This is a genomic window from Bacillus badius NBRC 15713, assembly GCF_001591605.1.
Taxonomy (GTDB): Bacteria; Bacillota; Bacilli; order Bacillales; family Domibacillaceae; genus Pseudobacillus; species Pseudobacillus badius.
Genome location: NZ_BCVF01000041.1, coordinates 1 through 22,032 on the forward strand (window position 1 = coordinate 1; position 22,032 = coordinate 22,032).

Here is a 22,032-nt window from a genome sequence, read left to right on the forward strand (position 1 = left end):
TGTTGTAAATAACACGATTATTTTTTTCATTTTTTCCTCCTTTATTACATTTATTACTACATTTGTTATTTTACCCTATTTTTCTTTTTTGTATAAAACTTGGTTAAGGTTCTAAAATTTGTTAAATTTATTTATTGAAGAATACTTTTTATTCACTATAGGGGGAGAACAATGAAAAACATAAAACTTATACTATCGACTCTATTTCTAACCTTTTTAATGCTTTTAATCGTACAAACTGAAACGAATGCATTAACAATTAAGGATAACGAGAATAATGCAATTCAAAAAGAAAACAATAAAGAAAATCATCAACAGGCTTTAAAACAGGAAAATATCAAAAAGGAACTTATGGATAATTTAAAAGAGCGAGCTTTAACAATAGATGACTTAGAAGAGGAAGGAGGGTTCCATTTTACAGAGAATGATAAAGCAATCATTGAATTAAAAGAGAGACCAAAAGAAAAGATTAAACATGGAAAGCTTAAGAAGATCGCTCAAAATCTCTCTGAAACTGAAAAGTCTAATTTTGCTGTTGAAACTGTACCTTATTCTCAAGAGGAGTTAGAAACATTAACAGCAAATTGGTTTAGTGAAAATCAAGATATTTATTTTACAGAAGATACCGTTGTAAAATATGACTATATAAATAATAGAGTCGATATAAAAACAAATCAGCTGAGTAATAGGGATCAAGAAGTACTTAGTCAAAGATATGGAAGTAAAATTTATTTGGATGTTGATCCATCGTTTGAGAATAAGATTACATATGTGAAAAGCAGGGAAGCAGATTGGAACAAGCTTGGATCAGGTATAGGTATAAAGTTTGCGGATGGTGATTGCTCGACAGCAGGAATAGCAAAGAAAGATACACGTTATTTTATTATCACTGCTGGGCACTGTGTAGGAACAGCAGGAATAGATAATGTTTATCAATGGAATTCTCTTGTTGGAAAGGCACATGTAGATGCACGAAGTTCGGGTTATGACTTTGGTTTAGTTTTAATAAACCAAGGAAATTTGACTAGATACGCTTCAAATGGCTTGTACTTACATGACAATAAAAATCCTGCTGATTATGATGGAAGGCTGAAAAATGAGGGCAAGCCAGTTAATGGGGAAGTATTGTGCAAAAGTGGTAAGAAAACAGGGTACACTTGCGGAAAAGTCACAAGCACTACGGTAAACACTGCTGGTCAAATAAATTATGAAGTAACAAAAACTGATGGATGGATGGCAGCAACAGGTGACAGTGGCTCTGCGAGTTTTAGGTCTTCAAATGGTTATTTAATAGGTATAACTTCCAGAGTCAACAGAGATTATGAGATAGGTCTTGATGTTTATGGGCATAAAGCCTACTTCACGCCGTATGTTCCTATGGCTGAAAGGTATGGAATATCATTGTACACAAGTGATACTCCCACTAGAATATTGAATTGAATAGTAAAGCAATGAATATAACCTATCATTATCCACCTGATCTTTTTAATCTATTAGTTGACCCATAAGTAAACAAAGAAAAAATCTGTACTTGTATTATCAAGAAAGCTAGTTGGAGAAGGTAAACATATTTGGATGCAGTTGGACTTCTAAATGAATAAAAGTACAAAAATCACTGTACAAATTCAGGACAATTTTGGGACAAAACGAGGATAATTTCGGGACAAAAAGCAAGAATTTACATGCTATATTATTAGTATCAAAAGAAAAAGCCTTCTAGCAAGGGTTCCTTAAAACTGCATAATGAATGAAAAAGAAGCTAGTTCACTTTCTTGTGAATAATTAGCTTCTTTTTTTGTGCTTTTGGATTCCGGCTAATCACAATAAGGCTTTTTTAGGAAGGAGGAGTGACTAATGAACACTAAAAAAAGAGTCTGGTTGACTTCTTTAGCATTGGTAGGAGTAGCTGCATTATTTGCTCTTGATCAAAAACGCAAGGCCGAGATTTGGTAGTCTCATGATTAATCTTTATTGAGAGGAGGGGAAAAGCATGGGTGAACATAAAGGGGCAATTACATTGGGTCTTGTTGTCTTAGTCCTTTTCGGTGTGTTTATAGCTTTTGCAACAGGTGTGATTGATCCACTGATGGATAAGATCGGTGTAGCCTTTTCTAAGTTAGTTGATAATGTGTTTGCAGGCTCAGGAATGCCGAAGTAATCGAATGATCGAGCTTTCGTCCAACTAGGCGAAAGCTTCATTCATATTTTGATAGGAGAGATGTATGTGAACATGTTGGCACAAGAAGAGAAAACAATTGAAACAACAGAAGTGAAAAAGAAGCCCAGATCTTCTAATAAAAAGCGCTCTGGTGCTAATAAGCCAGAAGGGTTTAATGAATTTGAAGCATTAGCAAAAGAGATATTGACTGGTCAAGGTATTTCTTATTTTGACTGGTTGCATAAAAAACATCAGGAAGTCGTGTTAAATTTCAACCTTTCAAATAAGGATGAAATCGCGATGTTAGCAAAGGAGTGATAGGAGTATGAACAATGTCATTGCAACTTTTCAAAACGTAGCCGGCGACATTAAAACGGTGGCTCCCCCCCTGGCTGGTTTAGTTCTTATTGTGATCGGATTAATATATATGTTTGCGAAAGATCCACAGCGAAAAGAACAATGTACAGGGTGGATGGTTAACGTGGCTGTAGGATTCGGGTTGGCTTATCTAGGAGCATCCTTGGTTGCTTGGTTAGGAACAAAAGTTTCTGGCTTCTAATAAAAATCATCAGGTAGTCAAGGTCAATGGATAAGACTTGATTACCTGTTTTTTTATTTTTAGGAAGGGAGGATTGATGGATCATGAGAAACTTATTTATTCGTTTTAAAGAAGAGGGGGAACTATTACGTGAATTAGAGGAGAACCGTTTTTATTTTTTATGTGAAGCAGAAGAGAACGTTCAGAAGGTCAGAAAGCGATTGAGTCGTGAAAAAAGAATGGCAGAACCTAAAGCTTTTGAGTGTTGGATTGATGGCAAGCAATTAGTTATTACTCAGGTGTTTTTCGAAAAGGAACAATCTCTTGAAAAACAGTTAGAAACCACTATTTTGAATTTTGAGGGATGGGAGGAGGAAATTCGCCATAAGTATGCAAATAAATTGCGAGAGTATGCCGACTTAGAAAGGCAATTGTTTTTGAATAAAGAGTTTCAATCGTTTGCTATTCGAATGGATCAAATACTCGGACGGTCAGATGTAACACCCTTTCCTCTTCTATTAGATATTCAACAATTAAAGCAACTGTTTGATGGATTTTATGTACATGTTAGTAATGGGTTCTTTTCAGAATTAGAAGAAATCGTGAATACATTAAAAGCTGCCTATCGTGCTGTGATCAATAAGGTGCTGCTGGATAATGAAAGTCAAAAGAATGATTTAAAAGATGCTGTATTAGGCTGGCTAAGCATTGAAAGCCATTTCCAAGAGTTTATTCAATACGCAACAGCCAATTATAGATCCATACCTAAGACAAGGCTAGAAGCGTTATTTATAAGGTTCTTGCCTTATCAAAAAATAGAATCTCACTTATTTACTGATTATGCCGAGGAACAAGGATTTGAAAAAGCTTATGATTTACATGTCAATTTGGTGTATGAGTTATCTAAAAAGTATGAGGAGATTTTATTTACTGGTTTTGTATTAGACACGAATGAAGTGATTGAATCGCTTGTATTCAGCCCCGTAATATCCTCCTATTGGAAGAAGGTGCGTGATATAGATGGAAGTGAACAAAAAAGTCATTTATCAGAACATTGAAGATGCATTAATGGATCTAAATGCCAGTGATAAGGGACGATATTTCATCTGCACATGTCCAGAATGTGAGAAACCGGAAGCTTTTATTTATAAAAACAACCTTAACTTTATTCAGTGTAATCGGCAAAATGAGTGTGGCGCAAGGATGTTGATTCATTTTCAAGAAAACAAGAAAGCCGTTATTCGACATCAACTAACCAACACTTATCCTTCTTTGACCAATCAACAAGCAAACAGTTTAGAAATGATCACCAAATACTTGAAGCATATGCAGTACCGGGTGGAAAATAAAAACTTAGAAAGAGGATACAGAGGTCTTTCTAGAGAGACTACACAATCCTTCTTGGTTGATTTAAGCCATCCTTTACTTGTTAAGAAAATGTTTGAGCATGGAAAAGAATTGTTTCCAAAAAGCTATCAAGAAAATGACTGGATGTGTAAGAGGAATTTAATATTTCCAATCTATGGTGAGGAAGGTACGGTAGATCGTGTGTTACTTCGATCAAGCATTGATCCCTCCCTTGAACCAAAAGAAATCCAGTTAATTGTAAATCCCTCTAAAGAAACGAGGGATTTTTTTGTTGATGTTCCAATGGAAGCTGAGTTGGTTGTGATTGGTGAAAGTGTACTTGATGCAGCTTCTTTTAAAGAAATTGATCCAGCCATTGGGTTCTATGCTTTAACAGGTGCAGCCAAGTCTAAAAATCTAAGTAATTATCTTGTGAAAAATGATGAATTAGTGAAAGAGAAAAAATTCATTATCGCTCCAGATGATGACCAGGGGGGATGGAAAGCAGCGAGGGCAATAGTGTCAGCACTTGAAGCGATAGATGCCGACTATCAGCTATTTACGACTCCTGCAAAAATCAATGATCCAAATCAGTATTTGATAGAAGATTACAAAGGATTCAAGACACAGTATCAACAAGTCAAACACTCATTCAGCAATAAAGAGAGGGACTTTGTTGATATTAAAGATGAATCAGAGATTATAGTCTTTTGTAGTTCACGTTTAGATGCTATTTCTTTTCGGTGTATTGATCCGAAAATAGGAGTGGTAACGATCCCCTTAGAGGATAATAGATCTTTTCTTAGGGTGAATGAGGCGCTTAAAGACCCTTCGATAAAGATGGAGGATAAAAAAGTTATATTAGCCATGCCTAAAGATCCCAAAGGAATATATGCAACAAAGCAACTGTCTAGTTGGTTGACACAGGAACAGGTTCATTATCAAGCTTTCCCTTATCCAGATAAGGTGAACAGTGTAAATGAGTTGTTCAATGAAAGTGAGAAGAGGTTTAAAGAAGTTTGTCATAAACTATTTTCTCTTAATCAAGAAAAGAACATAGCTATTCATAGGGAGTGAAATCATATGACAACACCTGTGAAATGGATATTAGTAACTTTAATCTTCATGGGGTTAGTATTGGGGATTGCTTATGCTTCTTCTTCACAAAATATCACTGTAAGGACGACATCTGAAGCTGAGGTATTAGCAGATACAGTGGCAGCAGGTGTTATTCGAAACGAATTAAACGATGATGGAAAGGCGGAGCGCCCGATTGAATTTGTTAATAAAGAGGAACTAGCAGCCAATTTATCCGCAAATCTTGTCGCTGTTCAAAAAAACCATCCATATGACGTGAAATTGGACTATGTCTTTGTCGACAATAAAGGTCAAGTGACAGAGATTGACGAGGAAATCCGAGGAATACAATTCCGAGTGCAATTAGTCAATGATCAAGGAACAGTGAAAGGAACAGCAGAAAGGCATCTCACACTTCACCAATTGGAATCATAGGGGGTGACAGCATGGGTGAAATGAAATCAGCTATTTTTTCAATAGCCTTATTCGTAGGAGTGCTATTTCCAGCGTTGCTTATGATAGGTGTGGATAGCCTTCACAATCATGGATTTATGAAGGTTAGCACAGAAGTAGCTGAATTGGTTAAAGAAGAAGGTGGCGTTACATCTAAGGTGAGTCGTGTAGTTGATTCGTTGAAGGGCAAGGGATATAAAATCACATTTAAAGATTCAGATGGAAAAGTAGTATCTGGAAAGCGTACATTTGGAGATACCATTTATATAACGTATGACTACACCTATCAAAGTATCAAAAAGGAGCGTCATTTGAAGACTCAAAATATAGTACATGTCATGAAAAGGTGAGAAAGATGTGAAAAGTAAGGAGTGTGAGAAGAGTGAAAGATAGAGCTATTTTAGAGCGATTAGCCAATACAAAAGTATTAATGATCCTTGTTTCTGGCTTTTTGTTTGTTAGCTTTTTTCTGGCGAATTTTCTATTAGCTTTTTTACAAGAGCTGTTAATGGCTTTGAAGCAGTTCTCTGAAAATCCTGAAACTGTTGACTTCTCACTTGAATGGGGAAGTTTTTTTGTGTTTCAAAAAACTCTTCTTCCCTTCTATATAGGGTTCTATATCATTGCGCTGATCGGGGTTGTGAAGTTCATATACAATGTTCGAATGAACTATCAATCTTTGAATGAAGGGCAACATGGAACAAGTGAATTTGAGACAGTGAAAGAGTTAAAAAAGCAGTATAAGGTGATCCCTGCTTCTGAGAAAGAATATGAGGGGCATGGAGGAGTCATCGTTGCTGGATTACAAGAAAAACATCGTCCATATCGGCTATTAATTGATGAAGGACCGATACATTCAATGGTGATTGGTATTACACGATCGGGTAAAGGAGAAACTTTTGTTGTTCCGATGATAGATGTGATTAGTCGCGCAAAAGAAAAGGCGTCTATGGTAGTCAATGATCCAAAAGGTGAGCTTGCTGCAGCAAGCTATGAAACATTAAAAGAACGTGGATATGAAGTGTATGTTTTTAACTTGATTCAACAACAGATGTCCATGGGATTTAACCCACTTGAAATTGTAGTAGATGCATGGAAAAAAGGGCAAACAAGCTTTGCTCAACAGTATGCGAATAGTGTGGCTTTTAGTTTATACAACGATCCGAATGCAAAAGATCCTTATTGGTCAAACTCTGCTAAGTCATTAGTGACAGCGATTATTTTGGCATTGACGGAAGATGCCGTTGCTACTGGGAAGGAAGAGAAAGTCAATATGTATTCAGTCGCCAACTTTCTTTCTACACTAGGTAGCGACAATGACGACCAAGGGAATAATGCGTTGGATTTGTTCTTTAAATCAAGAGCTGAAAATAATCCGGCTCGGATGATGTATGCAACGAGTAATTTTGCTGCTGGAAACACTCGGGCAAGTATCTTTTCGACAGCGATGGATAAGCTGCAAATTTTCACATTAGAGCCAAATGCAAAGTTAACTAGCTACAATAGCCTGCCATTAACGAGAATAGGATTTGGTGATAAGCCAGTTGCTATTTTTATGGCTACACCTGACTATGATGAATCTAACCATGTGCTAGCAAGTATCTTTGTGAGTCAACTTTATCGAATCAATGCTGAGAAAGCCACAATGAGTCCCAGCGGGAAAATGAAAAGACAAGTTCATTTTCTATTGGATGAGTTCGGAAACATGCCTACTGTAGATGGGATGTCATCAATGGTGACGGTCGGAGCTGGACGTGGCTTTCGTTTCCACTTAATCGTACAAGCCTATTCGCAGTTAAAAACAAAGTACGGTGATGAAGCAGACACAATTATCGGTAACTGTTCGAATCAAATTTATATCTTAACTAAAGATCAAAAGACGGCAGAACAATTTTCATCATTAGTTGGAAAGAAAACTATTACAGATGTTAGCCGTAGTGGAAAACTCTTATCTACAGATAAGTCGCATAGTGAATCAACCAAAGAGCGTCCTTTACTAATGCCGGATGAACTTATGCGTTTAAAAGAAGGGGAATCTGTAGTCGTTCGTGCGAATAAACGACAAGACAATAAACGAAGAAAAATAGAGCCAAAACCGATCTACAATCGCGGTGTAACAGCTCATAAGTTTAGATGGGAGTATCTGGCAGACGACTTTGATACAAGCAAGTCACTTATGGAACTGCCAATTTTATCAAATGATTACCATGATATGAATTTGCGGGAAATGGTATTTACAACGAAAACAGAAAGTGATCAGTTCGTACCAATAGTTAGTTTAATTGGAAAAGAAGCATTTCTCCAGTTTAAAAAAGAAGTTCGTAAATTGCTAATCATTACGGGTGAAGATTTGCCATTAAACAATATTGACGAATGGACAGCCATACAGTTGTTTAGCTATCTGACGTTCCAAACTGAGTGCGATCCAGGCTTGTTTACCATGATAGTCAATAAATGCTTAGCTACTTATCTTCCGGAAAGTGTGACAAATGATTGGGTTGAACGAATGAAACTAGTCAGAGAAAAACAGCAAGAACAAAAAAATGAGATCAACAAACTAGAAGATAGATTGGAAAAGGAAAATGAGGAAAATTATAGCGATTGCGGTGACGAGGAAGATATAAAACAACAATTGAAAAATGAGATTATGTGATAGAGGAGGTTGTGTGAGTTGATTACGGAGCTGCTAAAAGAGACGCACTTGGACACTTATTTGTCTTACTTTCGAACAGAAAAGAAAAAATTCTTACTAATTCGATGTATATACGGTTTGATTCTTTTTTGCTTTTTTGCTTTAGGGATCTTATTTATTAAAGAGTATCTGTGGCTTATGAGCTTGCCGATCATATTTTATATGGGTTATAAAATTCCTTACTTGAATTTGATCCTTAATAAAAAGAAAAGGGATTTAATCAATTCTTATTTGTTCCCTCAGTTTCTAGGGAGCTTTTTAGCATTGCTTTCATCTTCTGGAAACGTGTATCAGACATTAGTTGAAACGGCAGAATACACAGATGATCCATTGCGAAGTGAATTGAACAATCTTATAGAAAAAATAGAGCAAGGAAACAATCGCGATGATTATTTAGCATTTGCCGATTATATAGGAACAAGTGAAGCCTATATGATTATGGATATGATTTATCAATTTAGTGAATACGGTGTGCAAAAAGAAGCAATACAAGAACTAGAAAATTATATTCATACGCTGCAAGAAAACAAAGTAGATGAATTAATTCAACAAAAAATGATCCAGATGGATAAGTACGGATATATGCCTATCTTTATCTCTTTATTTTTAACTTTGGGATTTGCAGCAGTTATTTTCTTTTACTTTTTTCAAGACATCACGAAGGCTATTAACATTTTATAAACAGATAAAAATAAGGGGGGAGTTGTCGTGAATGAGTTAAGAATGAGTTACTCAATTCTAAAGCCAATCGCTATTTTAAATGAAGGATCAAATGGTTGGACAAAAGAATTGAACTTGATTTCTTGGAACGGTGGAAATGCAAAATTTGATATTAGATGGTGGCCACCGAATAAGCAGTCTATTGGAAAAGGTATGACTTTTACTCCAGAAGAAATATTTACTCTAGGTGCTATTTTACATACGTTGCCACGGGATCTTCACAAAGAATACGGAAGGGAGAATCTTTTACATGGATGATCAGCAAAAACAAGAAAGAATACAAAGGATCTTAGAAGATAGCTTTATTGGAGAATACTTAAAAGATGAAGATATTACCGATATTTCTTACAATGGTACAACTTTGAGATTGCAACATAACAAAAGAGGGCGTTTTAAGGCTGAAAAGCAACCTAGTTATGAAGAAGTTAAACGATTGATCAAACAGATTGCGGATCATGAAAAGAAAGAGTTCAACAATAGTGAGCCAACATTAAATACAGAAATAGGTTTTTTGAGGGTGAATGCAGTACATGAAGTCATTAGTCCAGATGGTATGACTTTTGCGATTCGTGTATCACGTCCAAGATTAGCGGTTTCTTCAATTGCTGAACTTACATCAGGAAGACACGATGAAGTTGGGGAACTGCTAAGAGTATTGATGCTCGCTGAGAGTAATATCATTATCAGCGGGCGGACAGGCACAGGAAAAACGGAGTTACAAAAACTTCTCGTTGGTTTTATTCCAGATGATTCTAAAATTACTCTGATTGAAGATACGAGAGATAGCCATATTAAAACTTTATATCCTTCCAAAGATATTAACAGTTGGCGAACAATTGAAGGTAGATTTTCGATGACGGATGGGGTACAAGAAGCATTGCGGAATAATCCAGATTGGACAATTATCGCAGAGTCTAGGGGGGAAGTTTCTGCAGATATTCTGGATAGTGCAAAGACTGACCACGCTATTATTACAACCGTTCATGCTAAAGGAGCAATGAATATCCCTTCTCGTTTAATTCCCATGATCCGTCAATCCCCTGCTTATGCCATCATTGATGATCAATTGATTGGAAATGAAATCATTGAATTTTTGCGTTTTGGGATTTACTTACACGCCAAAGTTATTAATGGAGAAACAGTCAGACGTATTAAAGAAATTGTGGAATATACGGACTTTACCAAGAAGGGAGCTGTAGGAACATACTTATACCGAGAAGTTGCAAAGTATGATTCTAAAACAGGCGAGTATCGGTATGAACAAGAATTTAATCCCTTATCACAAAAAGTATTAGCTGATGTAGAAGACAAAGAGCTAATTCACATGTTACCAGATGTTTTTAAAAGAAAGGGCGAGAATCACGATGTTTAAAAAAACATGGAAAGAAATAAGAGTTCTGTTTAGTGGATGGGAACTATTGTTTCACTTGATTTGGTTGTTTCTCTTAAACTACGCTTTCTTTTATTTCACATCTGAGAACTTCATCGTAAGCTTGTGTGTTGGTGTTGTAGGAGCGCTGTTTTTCTTTTTTAACTTTACCTATAGGCATAAAAAGCTCAATCAATATCAGACACAATTAAAAGAGCTGTTAAAATACATTACCAACATGATTTTCTTTATGGGAACAGGAGAAAACGTGTTACATGCCTTAAAGGCTGCTAGAAGTACAGTTAGTTCAGATATTCGGAAAGACATTGATCGCACTATAGAGAGCCTGGAGAGTAAGGCTGTACTTGATACAGATCACTTTAAAAAATATGCTTTTCCATCACTAGATCAGTTTCATAGAAACTTGTTAATTAAGTATGAGCGTGGTGGGGATGTAAATGACTTATTCAAACAAATTAGGCATAATATGATGTTTGAGCTGACAAAGCGTGATGAACTACATAAAAGGAAAAAAACTTTTGCTTTAAACGTCTATGTACTGTTAGGCATGGTTTCTTTCATTATGATTTTATTACGCTTAATTGTTTCTGAGTTGTGGGAAATATTTTTGTCTGTTTCAATCGCAGGAATCGTTGTGCTGCTTTTGACGTACGGGGCAATACTATTTAATTTGTACGTTCTCCAAAAGAAAAAAATGGACATTTCTGTTCGCTTATAAGTCTTAAAAGAGGGAGTAGTGTGGAATGGTGTTGGGGTTAATAAATAAAATTAGGAAAAGTAGTTTTCTCTTTTTATTTAGTACATTGTTAATCGTAGTAATATTATCAGGCTGTCAAAGTTCTCCGCAAATAGGAATAAATGAATTATCCATTCGGCAGTTAGAAAAAAAGTTGGACAATCATGAGACATTTATTTTATTCTCTTTTTCAGCTAATGAGAAGGATATAGAAAAGACCAAGCTCATTGAAGCCTTTAATGACTCCTTTCGTCGCTCTGGGGTGACTGCTTATTACATCAATCTAAAAGATATGAGTGATAAAGAATCCCGTAAACTAGCTCAAAAATATGTACATCCTAAATCAGGGGATGAATGGAATCCTTTATTTAGTATGTCAGTTGTCGAGAATGGAGGCGTCTACCCTTTAAATTCGAAGAACATGAACTCTGAGGAAGTACAAGCGTTTTTTAAAACGGAAGCTAATAATAATGTGGATCATCTTCAACAGATATCCAATATTGATCAAGATGTTAGGAAAACCCTAGAATACATTCAGTTTTACGAAATAAATTTGACTGATCAAAAAGAACTTACTAAGTAGAGTCGGTTCTTTTTTTCATGAAAGGAGCGATTACATGAGCGATGAACAATTGATTGAGCTATATAAAAAGCTGGATTATATTTTGCATATTAGCGATGGATGGCTTTGGCAAGACTTCTTCCGATCAATAGGAGGAGGTCTTATTTTTTTATTAACATGGTTGAATAGTTTCATTGAAAACATTGTAGATAAAATTATTACCCTAAATGATTTTTATTCGATAGAGCCAGTACAAGAATTTATGCAAACGGCTCGTCCTATTGTTTGGGGCTTATTTTTACTTGCCCTCATGGTATTAGGCGTTCAATTTATGTTAAATAAAATAGATAAACGGAATGAAATCATTTTGAATGTTATTTTAGCGGTGTCTATGGTCGTATTAATTCCTGATTTAATGACCAATATGGGCAAATTAACTAATTCTAGTGTAGAGCAGATCAACCCTAAAGACACGAGTCTTGCTTCTGGAATGGTGAAAAGCAATGTAGCGGATGTTCTATATTATGCTCAAAATGATTTCAAGTTTTCTAAAGATAATAAAGGCGGCTTACCTCCGCAGCCTTCTGACAAAAACAATCCAAAGATAGGTACAACCGACTTCACGAATGCTAATCGGCTGTCTGAAAAGTCCTTGCCGTATATTTCATTTAGTGAAAAGTTGGATTTAAAAGAGGATGATGGATGGCTCACTAAGGAAGATTGGGTGAAAGATCTTGACGAAGATACAAAAAAGGTATTACAGAAGAAGCTTGCAGCCACAGGGAATGAGGACAAGTTTGTTGTAAGGGACTTGCGTGAAAGACAAGTGATAGGAACAACATTAGGTCAAGAAAGTTACTACCGTTACCATGTAAACTGGGGAGTATTAATCTTTTCTTTGGCTGTAACAGCCTTTGCCATGGTAATCACGATTGTAAAAATCGGACGTTCGATTTTTGATTTGGCATTTCATCAGATTTTCGGAATGTTTGTTGCTGTGACCGACTTAACAGGCGGTCAAAGAACAAAGAAAATCTTAGTTGAAATTATGAATACATTCGCGATTATTTTTATCATGATGATGCTACTGAAAATCTTTATGATGTACGCAATGTGGTCAAATGATTTAAAAGATGACATCGGAGGAATTGGAGTTTTATTACTATTAGTTGCCGGTACATGGGCATTAATAGACGCCCCGGATATTGTTCAGCGTATGCTAGGAATTGATGCTGGGTTGCGCTCTGGGTCACAGGCTTTAATGGGAGCATATGCAGGAGCTAAAGCGGCAGGAGCTGGTGTGAATGCTACTAAGAAAGGAATCGGTGGGATTGGAAAAGCTGGTGTTGGTTTAGCAAGTGCTGCAAACTTCGCAAGACGCTCTGTTTCAGGAATGATGAGTAAAACGCCACAGGAACTATCGAAGAGTGGCATACCAAAAATGCAAACAAAACCTATTCCTAGATCAGGTCAAGAAAATGCAGTTGACGCGCTCGGTTCGATAGATGAGCCTAAATTAGACGGTATTTCTAATTTAAATGATTCACCTATGCTTTCTAAAGAAAACAATGGAACAGGTACAAATCTGCCAGACAAAGACTCGGCTCTAATAGGATCTATTCCTCATTCGGGGGCTGGATCAGTTTTAGATGACACGAAAGAACCTAATAGGGCTGCTACAAACACAGGTGAATCAACTATACCAGCTCAACAAAGTAATCAATTATCTCCTAAGAAGGAAACAGAGCCAATTCCATCTGGATATTCTCAAATGAACTCACAAGCCACTACATCTGAATCAACGGCTGCTGCATCGGTTAATTCAAACTCGGCTAGTGTTAACCTAGTTCAAGAAAGAGATTCAGGAATTTCTTCTATTCCGAACACTGGCATTCAGTCTGGATCATCAAGCAAGCCAAATGGTTCGACTATTTCAAGTGTTGATTCAGCTGTAAAAGACAAAGGGGGTACAGCTGTCCCACCAATAAATAATGATAATATTCCTCCAATGCCAGAAATGAAAAGAGGGACAGAGCCGCCTGTTTCTTCTTCAACTGGAACATCGAATCTATTAGTAAGGGATGATAAAGGAAAAGGAGTAGATAGTTCTATTCCAACGGGTAGTCAGGCTGCTAATTATGGTCATAAACATGCAACACATCCAAACACTCTCATTGGAGGAAACCGATCTGTTCAGGAAGCAAAAGAATTAATTGTACGAGCAGGAAACAGCGGATTTACATTAGGCCAGAATATTCGAAGAGCAGGTGTGGGGCTAGCAAGAGTGACGAATGTGGGGAACAAGCCAACAAAAAGTACGGATCAGTTAGGAGCAAAGGAGATTAAACCAAGACCGAAACGAGAGGAGCCTGACGAATGAAATATAATATTCCAAAAGAGATAAGGTCTAAACCTAAGCTTTTTGGTTTAGAAATGAGGGAGCTAGTCATTTTCTTGATTAGCTTCATTTTTATTTTCACAGTAATGAAGGATCTCGTTCATAGTGCTTTTACGATTCCTTATTTTATTGTTTCAGGGATAGCATTACTTTGGGCACTTATGCCATCAAGCAATAATCCAGGGGTTAAAAATTATATGTCTGCTTATTTGTTTTTTAAACATAACTCTCACACTTACCATTCAATTGATTCAAATAAAATCTTAAATACCTTGATGTACGGAGATAAGGAAAAGGAAGGAGGACGCATACGAAATGACCAAACAAGAGGTTGACGCATTAAAGCCTATTGTTGTTCCCACATACTCGGAAACTAATAAGAAAAAAGAAAGCGCATTTTTAGATCGCTTTAAAAAAATGAACTGGAAAGGCAAAGCAAAGACTACCTCAGAGAAGGTAGAAAAAAAGAAAAAAGCTGAGAAGGTGTTGAGACAAACGCCTTCAGTCCTGCCTTTTCTGAAGATAGACGAGAGTTGTATCACATTGAAAAATGGTGTAATGGATATTTTTCAAATTAACACAAAAGACCTTTACTCAATGAGTCATGAAGACTTGCAATATATGCTTCTATTACGAACTCGTTTTTTACGTAGTTATTCTGCGGATATTAAGGAAGTTGGATTGAATTTCCCATCTAATACAGGAGAACAAAAAAGTTATTGGATGAAAAAAAGAGAGAAAACAACAGATCCAATTCGTCTTAGATTTATCGAACGAAAGCTATTTGAATTAGACTTTTTGGAAAAGGAAAGAACAAACCGAGAGTTTTTCCTATTTATTTATGCGGACACACCACAGCAGTTAGAGGAACGTAAAAAACAAGCAATTCGAAGCATGCAACACTCATTTCCTTTAGAAAAGCTATCGTTAGATAAAAAAATAGATATTTTATTTATGCTAAATAATCAGAATACAAAAATTTGAGGTGAACAATATGAAAAGTCTGCTTGATCGAATAAAGCTGAATAAACAGGAACAAGCTGAGAGTAAGAAAAAAAGTGAAAAGTATGATCAGTCTTTTTTAGCAGCTATTCAACCTGTAGGAGGGGTATCGTTTAAAGATAAATATATTAAGAAAGGTGATGGGTATGAGGCGTGTATACATATTTGGGATTATCCGTCATCAGTTGATGAATTGTGGTTAGAGAAACTATCTTCTATGCGTGATGTAATCTTTGTTAAAGATATAGCCACAATGGAAAAGGATCAAACGATTAGCTCTATTAATAAGAGTATGGTAGAGCAAGACACACGTTATCGAAGCTCTAAACATCAATCTGAAAGAATGGATGCTTCCCAAAGCTATAGTGAATTAGAAGATTTATATAAAAGTATTAGTCAAATGGGCGAAGTGGTGAAATTAATACACATTCGCCTATTTGTGCATGAAAAGACAATTATGCAGCTGGAACAAAAAGTTCAAAGCATCATTACGGATTTAACTTCGTACGGGTTTAAAGGTCAAATATTCTTAAATGAATCTCGATGGGAATGGCAGTCTTTATTTCTTCCTTACAAAGATCAACAACTATTTCCAAACAAGAGAGAAGGAAAGGGACTTCCTGCTCTTTCTCTAGCTGCTGGATTACCTTTTCACTTCTCAGAGTTAAATGATCCCAAAGGAAGCTATTTAGGTCTCTCTTTCACTGGTGGCAATGTTATTTTTGATATGTTTCATAAAGATAAAAAGAGAAGATACTACAATGGTGTAGTTGTAGGAACTATGGGAGCTGGAAAGTCCACTGCATTGAAAAAATTAACTACAGACAATGCGTGTCGAGGATATTTTATTCGCGGATTCGATGTAACCGGAGAATTTGCCACGCTCGTTGACGCTCTTAACGGACAAAGCCTTAGCTTAGATGGTAGTCATGGGATCATTAATCCATTACAAATTTATAGAGTAGCAGACAATGGAGAAGACACTGTTAAAGACGAGAATTTAAGCTTTATGCAGCATCTTTCTAAAGTGGCTACATTCTATGAGTTTGTAGCCAATGATCCATCAACGGATGAATTAGAGGAGTTTAAAAAGATTCTACGGGCATTTTATGAGTCACTAGGATTCATAGAAAAAATTCATACAACGGGTGTAACAGATCTACCGAATGAAGAGTACCCGATCTTTAGTGATTTACTTCATTTTATACGCAAAGAGTTGTATGAGCATCCAGAGCAACGTATTATTCGACCAGAACTCAGTATTGCTCGTGCTAATCGGTTAGAAAAAATTGAATTGGTTCTTGATAACTTAGTTCACAGTTATGCTCACCTTTTTAACGGTCACACGACATTGCCTGACTTTACAAATGAACAAGTGATCTTCTTTTCAATTAGAAATTTAACTCGCTTGGAGAAAAATATTTTTAACGCTCAAATGTATAATGCGTTAACAATGATTTGGGATAATTTGATTCAAATTGGTGCCCCTCAAATGAAAGCATTATACAAAGATGGTTTCGATGTAGATGAAGCTATTCGCTTCCTAGTCATTATAGATGAATCTCATAGAATGATAAATTCAGAGAACATGCTAGCTGTGAGCTTTTTGACGGACTTCGCGCGGGAAGCTCGCAAGTATTTTGGAGGCTTGCTATTGGCAAGTCAATCTATACGTGACTTCGTTCCTGACCATTCCGATACGGAAGTTGTAACTAAGATTAGAACACTGTTTGAATTAACTCAATACAAATTTATTATGCAGCAAGATTCAAATACATTGGATTCGTTAAGAGCTATTTTCGAAGGGCAAATGAGTGAAAGTGAACTGGCGCAAATTCCTCAATTTCAACAAGGTGATTGCCTGTTGTCCATCAATGGTGTGGGGAACCTAATGTTCACCGTTGAAGCATCAGAAGAAGAGTTAGCCTTGTTTACAGGGGGAATGTAAGATGGAAAAGGCAACTAAGGTGAAGTTTCTTTTAGTGGTTTTAGTTGGAATAGTTATTGTAAGTATCACTATTATGAACCTTTTTAATAAAGATCAAGGACAAGAGGATTCTAATTTTCAAAACGATTTTGGTACAGCAGAGTATGAAGAAGAAATGAGTAAGGATTCCTCTTCTTCCCAATCAGTTGAACAGAAAAGTTCATCACAATCACAAGATGATCAAAATTATGAAAAGGAATATGTTGACCTGTTTGGAAAAGAGTCATTTAAAAAAGCAAAAGACACAGCTAATAAGGCAGCTACACTTTGGTTGAAAGATGATAGAGATTTATCTGAATGGGAGGAGATTTCTGATCCTTCCTTTTTTATGTTGATTAAAAAAGAATTGGTCGTTGCATCAGATGGAATTACGCGCAATGTTAAAGATTTAGAAACTTTCTCAGTTGCTCCAGATCAAGAGAATGAATTGAAATTCGAAGTAATTGCTACTTGGGATGTGATGAAAGATGGTGCAGTTGTAAAAGAACAAACGCAAGCACTTTATATTACTCTGATTCAATCAGAGGAAGAGAATAAGTGGATTGTGAAGGAGCTTGTTTAAATATGAATAAGCTTCAACAAGTATTAAAAAAAGCAATTACATGGAAAGCTGTTGTATGGATTGGCGGACTCTTGGGTGTTTCAGGAGCCGCCATTGTTTTGGCGATTATGTTGCTTATATTTGCTATTGTGGGAGCTGTTGCTGGATCTTCTGGAAACAACGAAAGTGCCCCTATTGGATTTTCTGCCTGCGCTCAAACAGGTGATCTTGATATGGCTAGATGGGACAGTGTTTTTGCTACAGCAGGTAAGTTGAATGGAACACAAAATACTATTGTTCGACTAGCAAAAGAACATGGTATTGATCCAGTTTTGTTTGCAGCAATTGCTCTTCATGAAACAGGATTTGGTACCTCTAATGCTGTTGTGAACAAGAATAACCCTGGTGGATTGATGGATCCAAAAACGGGCAGTAGAAAGTTATATATCTTTCCAACTTTAGAAGATGGCTTAGCTGCAATGGCAAGAACACTTCACAATCGGATTATTAAAGACGGACTAAATACAGTTGAAAAACTAGGTTCTGTGTATGCGCCTTTGGGAGCTGCGAACGATCCGAATGGTTTAAACAGGCATTGGGTTCCTCGTATTAAAGAGTATGCAGGGAATCTTGGTGGTCTAACAATGAATTGTGAAGTAACTGATGGGCTACCACTTGCCCCTAGCGTTGGTGGTGCAACTTTCCAAGCAATGAAGGCTGAATTTGAAAAATACAATGGGTGGAGATATACATGGGGCGGTTCAAATCCTCGAACTTCTTTTGACTGCAGTGGACTAACGCAATACATTTATAGAACCATTTTAGGTGTAAATATTCCTCGGACAGCTGCTCAACAATATGCAGCAGCTAAGAAAATTCCTGCTTCGGAAGCGAAGCCCGGAGATCTAGTTTTCTTTAAAAACACTTACAAGCAAGGAATTTCACATGTGGGAATTTATGTCGGCAATGGGATGATGTTTAACGCTCAATCCAAGAAAAAAGGAATTCGTTATAATCCAATTCGAGACAATTATTACAATGAATCTCGTTTTGCAGGGTTCGGACGATTTGCAAATATTGACTAGGTGGTGATAATCAACCACCTAGTTTTTCGTATAGAAAGGAGTGGGAAGTGAAATGAAGCTGAAGATAAATAGAGAAATTGAAAACAAGTTTTACATTGGATTTTTCCTCTTTATTGGTCTGTGTTTCGCTGTGTTTTTCACATCACGATTATGGATGTACGATGATAACCCTATCATGCAAACACCTTACAATATGGAGATTACTGGACTGGATCAAACCAATTTGGTATTGCAAAAGTGGGAGTACAATCCTAACGAACAGCTCATGGAAGTAATGCTTAAAACAAAACATGTAGGGACAGATCAGGTTAGACCAACGTTTTCTTTTGCTGCTAAAGAAAAAGATAGCAAAGAGATCTTTCCCGTAAAGGTTGTGTACAAGGATGAAGAAACTGTTGTATTGCAAATTAAAAAAGTGCCGGAAACCTACAGTTATATAGGATTGTTTGTGAGAGAAAACAGAGATCCGAAAATTATTGAAAATGAAATAAACAATGCTTTACCAGAAGGAACAGGCACCCTTGATCCAGATGCAGCACAGGCAAAAAGCAGCTGGCCAAAACCAAAAGAAACCATAGTGATTGGCGATTATCGGAAAATTAAGTTGAACAAAGAATTGAAAAGCAACTCAACTTTAGCCTATAAGAAAGAGCAGATTATGTTGGAAATTGAACAGGTGAAAAAGGAAATTGTGACCATTCAAAATGAACGTATTCCTCTGCAAGAACAGTTAATTTCATCAATCAAAGAGGAAATAAAAACACTGAAAAGTGAAATGAAATACAAAACAGAAGAGGAGAAACAAGAAGCATACACGAAAATTGTTTCTCAACAAGAAGCAATTAAAAAGGCAGAAAAACAACAACAAGATTATTTAACTGAAGTGAAACAACTACAAGAAAAAGAAGCAAAGTTGTATGAGAAATTGAACGATGTTGAATCTAAAGCGGCAGCCGCAAATGATAAAAAAGAGATCGAAAGCGCTATAAAACCCACAAAAAATGAGGTGGAAAATGGAGGTTTTGAAGAAGAAATCGAGCTAAAATAGCCGATATTTTTTTAGATTTATGGTATTGTTTTGGTATTTTTCTCGCTGTTTTTTTGTCCCCATTGAAAAGTTAGGCTCTGCCTAACCCCACACGTTAAGTGGGGGCATTTTTTCCTTATGCTCTTGCAGAATTTCCAACAGTCCGCATGGCGGAGCTGTTGGCAAAAGAATCATGCTAACAAATACTCGCATAATTCTTTCTCTGAACCCGCAATTTTGTTTATCCAGGCTATGTAAAGATGTGTAATGGGGTGATGTTTTGGAGATCAAAGTTCGCAATTTGAATGCAGCTACAGTAAAACAAATTGATGAATTAGCCAAGAAAAAGAAGATGTCGCGCGAGCAGTTCTTAAGAATATATTTGGAAAAGCTGGCTCATGTTGATCCATTTATTCAGGAAAAGAACCGAATGGAAGAAGCAATCCAACGATTCATCATTGTGTTAGAAAGAATGCTGGAGATAGTGAAAGAAAATAATGAGGAGGTGAAAATGTTAAAGACTCTCTTCCTCATGATAACGGACACAGGTAATGATGAGATTGATCATTTCATAAATACGTTTGGAGGAGATATAGATGGCAAAGATCGCAAGAACATATAAGTTTGATGAAGATACCATCAAAAAAATTCAAGTGTTGGCAAAAGAACAGGGTCTTAATTACACTACTGCTATTGAGTTTGCCATTAATAAATACTTTGAGGAGCGTCACGAAGACAATATAGCATTAATCAATTCGATAGATAAGTTAATTGAGAACAAATTAAATGAGAAGCTGAACTCGTTAAGGAATGATTTGAATCGTGTGAGGATTGCTACGAACATCATTGATAAGCATGTACAAATGATGTTAGAGTTCTGGAATCATTATTTTGTTATTCATGATTTTAAAAAGTTGGGAACAACGGAGCAATATAAAACAAAAGAGCTTATTGAAGCTGAAGAATTAATCATTAAACGAATTGCTCATAACCGTCAACGTAAATTAGATCATGAGAGTAAGAGGAAGAAAGCTGAATGAGTCGTTCACCGGGGGTAGTGTTGAAAAGCAAATTTGTTATGCCAAGTGCAAGTGAATATAACAACTATGTTGAATATATGGATCGTGACGATGTAAAAAGAGAAGTCCAAGTTAATCGTCATTCACAAGCTGTGAATGATTTTCAGGTATACCACTCGTATATTAACTACATGGGTGATGAAGAAAAACAAGGTTCTTTGTTTACAAGCGATATTGATGAATTGAATTCAAAACAAAAAAGAGAATTAAAAAAAATATTCCATTTAGCACAGCAAAATGGCTCTCCTCTTTGGCAAGATGTGATTAGTTTTGATAATCAATGGTTACAAAAACAAGCATTATATGATTCGAAAACAGGCGCTTTAGATGAAGAAAAAATAAGAAATGTGGTGCGTGAAGCAATCAAAGAAATGCTGAAAGCGGAGAATATAGAGGACACAGCCGTTTGGTCAGCAGCTATTCATTATAATACAGATAACATTCATGTTCATGTGGCAACAGTTGAACCATTTCCAACTAGAGAAAAGAAACGAATATTTGATAAAGAAACAAATGAGTGGACGGAACAATATCGAGCTAAACGAAAACAGGGAACTTTGGATAAGATGAAATCACGTGTAGCTAATACGATTTTAGATCGTACAAAAGAAAGAAATCGGATTAACGATTTGATTAGAGGATCAGTTTCAACTAAAAAAAGTGTGGATTTAGCAACGTATAGAAAAACGAAACGATTGTTTCAAAAAGCCATTAAAAAGCTGCCGGAAGATCGAAAAAAATGGCAGTATGGTTATCAAGCTATTAATGATGCCCGTCCATATATTGATGAAATAGTTGAGGTTTATTTAAATACTTATCATAAAAAAGAAATGAGAGAACTGCATAAATTATTAGATGATGAAGTAAAGGTTATGAAAGAACTGTATGGGGAAGGGAGCCAATATCAGAAGTATAAAGAAACCAAACTAAATGATTTACAGAAACGACTTGGGAATGCGGTACTCGTTGAAATAAGGGCTTATGATAAGCGTGTGCGTCAGATGGAGGCACAAACCTTTTACGCAAAGAATCATCGTTCTTACACTCAATATAAATGGAGAAGAAGTCAATCGTTAGATTCAGCGATTAGGAATTTGCAATTTCGATTAAGAAAATCTTTTCATGATTATCAAAAGGATCGGAATGTAGAAGAATTTGATCGTATGTTAGATGGTTATGAACGATGAATTTTTGTATACTAAAGGGTATTGAATATAGAGCAATCAAGTCATCTAAGTAC

General features: G+C 36.2%; 24 protein-coding genes. All 24 read left to right on the forward strand.

Annotated features, from left to right (window positions below; translation table 11 throughout):
- Nucleotides 1-171: 171 nt before the first annotated feature.
- Complete coding sequence (locus BBA02S_RS16520) at nucleotides 172-1,440, forward strand: S1 family peptidase (protein ID WP_041114334.1); 1,269 nt, start codon at nucleotides 172-174, stop codon at nucleotides 1,438-1,440.
- A gap of 550 nt (nucleotides 1,441-1,990) precedes the next feature.
- Nucleotides 1,991-2,158 carry a hypothetical protein gene (locus BBA02S_RS21075; RefSeq protein ID WP_169799378.1) on the forward strand — a complete coding sequence of 56 codons (168 nt, stop codon included), beginning with the start codon at nucleotides 1,991-1,993 and terminating at the stop codon, nucleotides 2,156-2,158.
- Nucleotides 2,159-2,230: 72 nt separating this feature from the next.
- A complete protein-coding gene (locus tag BBA02S_RS16525) occupies nucleotides 2,231-2,476 on the forward strand; it encodes a hypothetical protein (protein WP_231557218.1) in 246 nt (81 codons plus the stop codon).
- 7 nt (nucleotides 2,477-2,483) lie between these two features.
- Nucleotides 2,484-2,717, forward strand: coding sequence for a pilin (locus BBA02S_RS16530; RefSeq protein WP_041098523.1), 234 nt, complete (start codon nucleotides 2,484-2,486; stop codon nucleotides 2,715-2,717).
- Nucleotides 2,718-2,800: 83 nt separating this feature from the next.
- Nucleotides 2,801-3,754, forward strand: coding sequence for a hypothetical protein (locus BBA02S_RS16535; protein ID WP_041114333.1), 954 nt, complete (start codon nucleotides 2,801-2,803; stop codon nucleotides 3,752-3,754).
- Nucleotides 3,717-5,120 (forward strand): toprim domain-containing protein, encoded by a 1,404-nt coding sequence (locus tag BBA02S_RS16540; RefSeq protein ID WP_052477396.1) that lies wholly within the window; start codon nucleotides 3,717-3,719, stop codon nucleotides 5,118-5,120. The genes BBA02S_RS16535 and BBA02S_RS16540 overlap by 38 nt, the downstream gene beginning before the upstream one ends.
- Before the next feature lie 6 nt (nucleotides 5,121-5,126).
- Complete coding sequence (locus tag BBA02S_RS16545) at nucleotides 5,127-5,555, forward strand: hypothetical protein (RefSeq protein WP_041098527.1); 429 nt, start codon at nucleotides 5,127-5,129, stop codon at nucleotides 5,553-5,555.
- A gap of 11 nt (nucleotides 5,556-5,566) precedes the next feature.
- The gene (locus BBA02S_RS16550; RefSeq protein ID WP_041098529.1) at nucleotides 5,567-5,923 is read left to right on the forward strand and encodes a PB1 domain-containing protein; all 357 of its coding nucleotides are present in this window, start codon (nucleotides 5,567-5,569) and stop codon (nucleotides 5,921-5,923) included.
- An 80-nt stretch (nucleotides 5,924-6,003) separates the two neighbouring features.
- Complete coding sequence (locus BBA02S_RS16555) at nucleotides 6,004-8,226, forward strand: VirD4-like conjugal transfer protein, CD1115 family (protein WP_082040272.1); 2,223 nt, start codon at nucleotides 6,004-6,006, stop codon at nucleotides 8,224-8,226.
- Between the two features lie 18 nt (nucleotides 8,227-8,244).
- On the forward strand, nucleotides 8,245-8,946 hold the full coding sequence (locus tag BBA02S_RS16560) for a type II secretion system F family protein (protein WP_041114331.1): 702 nt from the start codon (nucleotides 8,245-8,247) through the stop codon (nucleotides 8,944-8,946).
- A gap of 27 nt (nucleotides 8,947-8,973) precedes the next feature.
- A complete protein-coding gene (locus BBA02S_RS16565; RefSeq protein WP_231557217.1) occupies nucleotides 8,974-9,243 on the forward strand; it encodes a YdbC family protein in 270 nt (89 codons plus the stop codon).
- Nucleotides 9,236-10,357 carry an ATPase, T2SS/T4P/T4SS family gene (locus BBA02S_RS16570; RefSeq protein ID WP_041098535.1) on the forward strand — a complete coding sequence of 374 codons (1,122 nt, stop codon included), beginning with the start codon at nucleotides 9,236-9,238 and terminating at the stop codon, nucleotides 10,355-10,357. The genes BBA02S_RS16565 and BBA02S_RS16570 overlap by 8 nt, the downstream gene beginning before the upstream one ends.
- Nucleotides 10,350-11,093: a type II secretion system F family protein gene (locus tag BBA02S_RS16575; RefSeq protein ID WP_052475179.1), complete on the forward strand. Its 744-nt coding sequence runs from the start codon at nucleotides 10,350-10,352 to the stop codon at nucleotides 11,091-11,093. Before BBA02S_RS16570 ends, BBA02S_RS16575 begins: the two co-directional genes overlap by 8 nt.
- Before the next feature lie 25 nt (nucleotides 11,094-11,118).
- The gene (locus tag BBA02S_RS16580; protein WP_041114330.1) at nucleotides 11,119-11,694 is read left to right on the forward strand and encodes a hypothetical protein; all 576 of its coding nucleotides are present in this window, start codon (nucleotides 11,119-11,121) and stop codon (nucleotides 11,692-11,694) included.
- 34 nt (nucleotides 11,695-11,728) lie between these two features.
- Complete coding sequence (locus BBA02S_RS16585) at nucleotides 11,729-14,053, forward strand: pLS20_p028 family conjugation system transmembrane protein (RefSeq protein ID WP_041114329.1); 2,325 nt, start codon at nucleotides 11,729-11,731, stop codon at nucleotides 14,051-14,053.
- The gene (locus tag BBA02S_RS16590) at nucleotides 14,050-14,406 is read left to right on the forward strand and encodes a DUF5592 family protein (RefSeq protein ID WP_041098543.1); all 357 of its coding nucleotides are present in this window, start codon (nucleotides 14,050-14,052) and stop codon (nucleotides 14,404-14,406) included. The genes BBA02S_RS16585 and BBA02S_RS16590 overlap by 4 nt, the downstream gene beginning before the upstream one ends.
- Nucleotides 14,387-15,055: a hypothetical protein gene (locus tag BBA02S_RS16595; RefSeq protein WP_041114328.1), complete on the forward strand. Its 669-nt coding sequence runs from the start codon at nucleotides 14,387-14,389 to the stop codon at nucleotides 15,053-15,055. Before BBA02S_RS16590 ends, BBA02S_RS16595 begins: the two co-directional genes overlap by 20 nt.
- A gap of 10 nt (nucleotides 15,056-15,065) precedes the next feature.
- Nucleotides 15,066-17,021, forward strand: coding sequence for a VirB4 family type IV secretion system protein (locus BBA02S_RS16600; protein WP_041098547.1), 1,956 nt, complete (start codon nucleotides 15,066-15,068; stop codon nucleotides 17,019-17,021).
- Between the two features lies 1 nt (nucleotide 17,022).
- Nucleotides 17,023-17,622, forward strand: coding sequence for a DUF6556 family protein (locus BBA02S_RS16605; RefSeq protein ID WP_041114327.1), 600 nt, complete (start codon nucleotides 17,023-17,025; stop codon nucleotides 17,620-17,622).
- The gene (locus BBA02S_RS21080) at nucleotides 17,598-18,686 is read left to right on the forward strand and encodes a C40 family peptidase (protein ID WP_125896170.1); all 1,089 of its coding nucleotides are present in this window, start codon (nucleotides 17,598-17,600) and stop codon (nucleotides 18,684-18,686) included. The genes BBA02S_RS16605 and BBA02S_RS21080 overlap by 25 nt, the downstream gene beginning before the upstream one ends.
- Before the next feature lie 52 nt (nucleotides 18,687-18,738).
- Nucleotides 18,739-19,734, forward strand: a complete 996-nt coding sequence (locus BBA02S_RS16615; RefSeq protein ID WP_052477393.1) for a hypothetical protein — start codon at nucleotides 18,739-18,741, stop codon at nucleotides 19,732-19,734.
- A 259-nt stretch (nucleotides 19,735-19,993) separates the two neighbouring features.
- Nucleotides 19,994-20,335 (forward strand): ribbon-helix-helix protein, CopG family, encoded by a 342-nt coding sequence (locus BBA02S_RS16620; protein WP_041114326.1) that lies wholly within the window; start codon nucleotides 19,994-19,996, stop codon nucleotides 20,333-20,335.
- Entirely contained in the window at nucleotides 20,310-20,753 is a 444-nt protein-coding gene (locus tag BBA02S_RS16625) for a hypothetical protein (protein WP_041114325.1), read from the forward strand. Before BBA02S_RS16620 ends, BBA02S_RS16625 begins: the two co-directional genes overlap by 26 nt.
- Nucleotides 20,750-21,979, forward strand: coding sequence for a MobP2 family relaxase (gene mobP2, locus BBA02S_RS16630; protein ID WP_041114324.1), 1,230 nt, complete (start codon nucleotides 20,750-20,752; stop codon nucleotides 21,977-21,979). Before BBA02S_RS16625 ends, mobP2 begins: the two co-directional genes overlap by 4 nt.
- The last annotated feature ends 53 nt before the right edge of the window (nucleotides 21,980-22,032 follow it).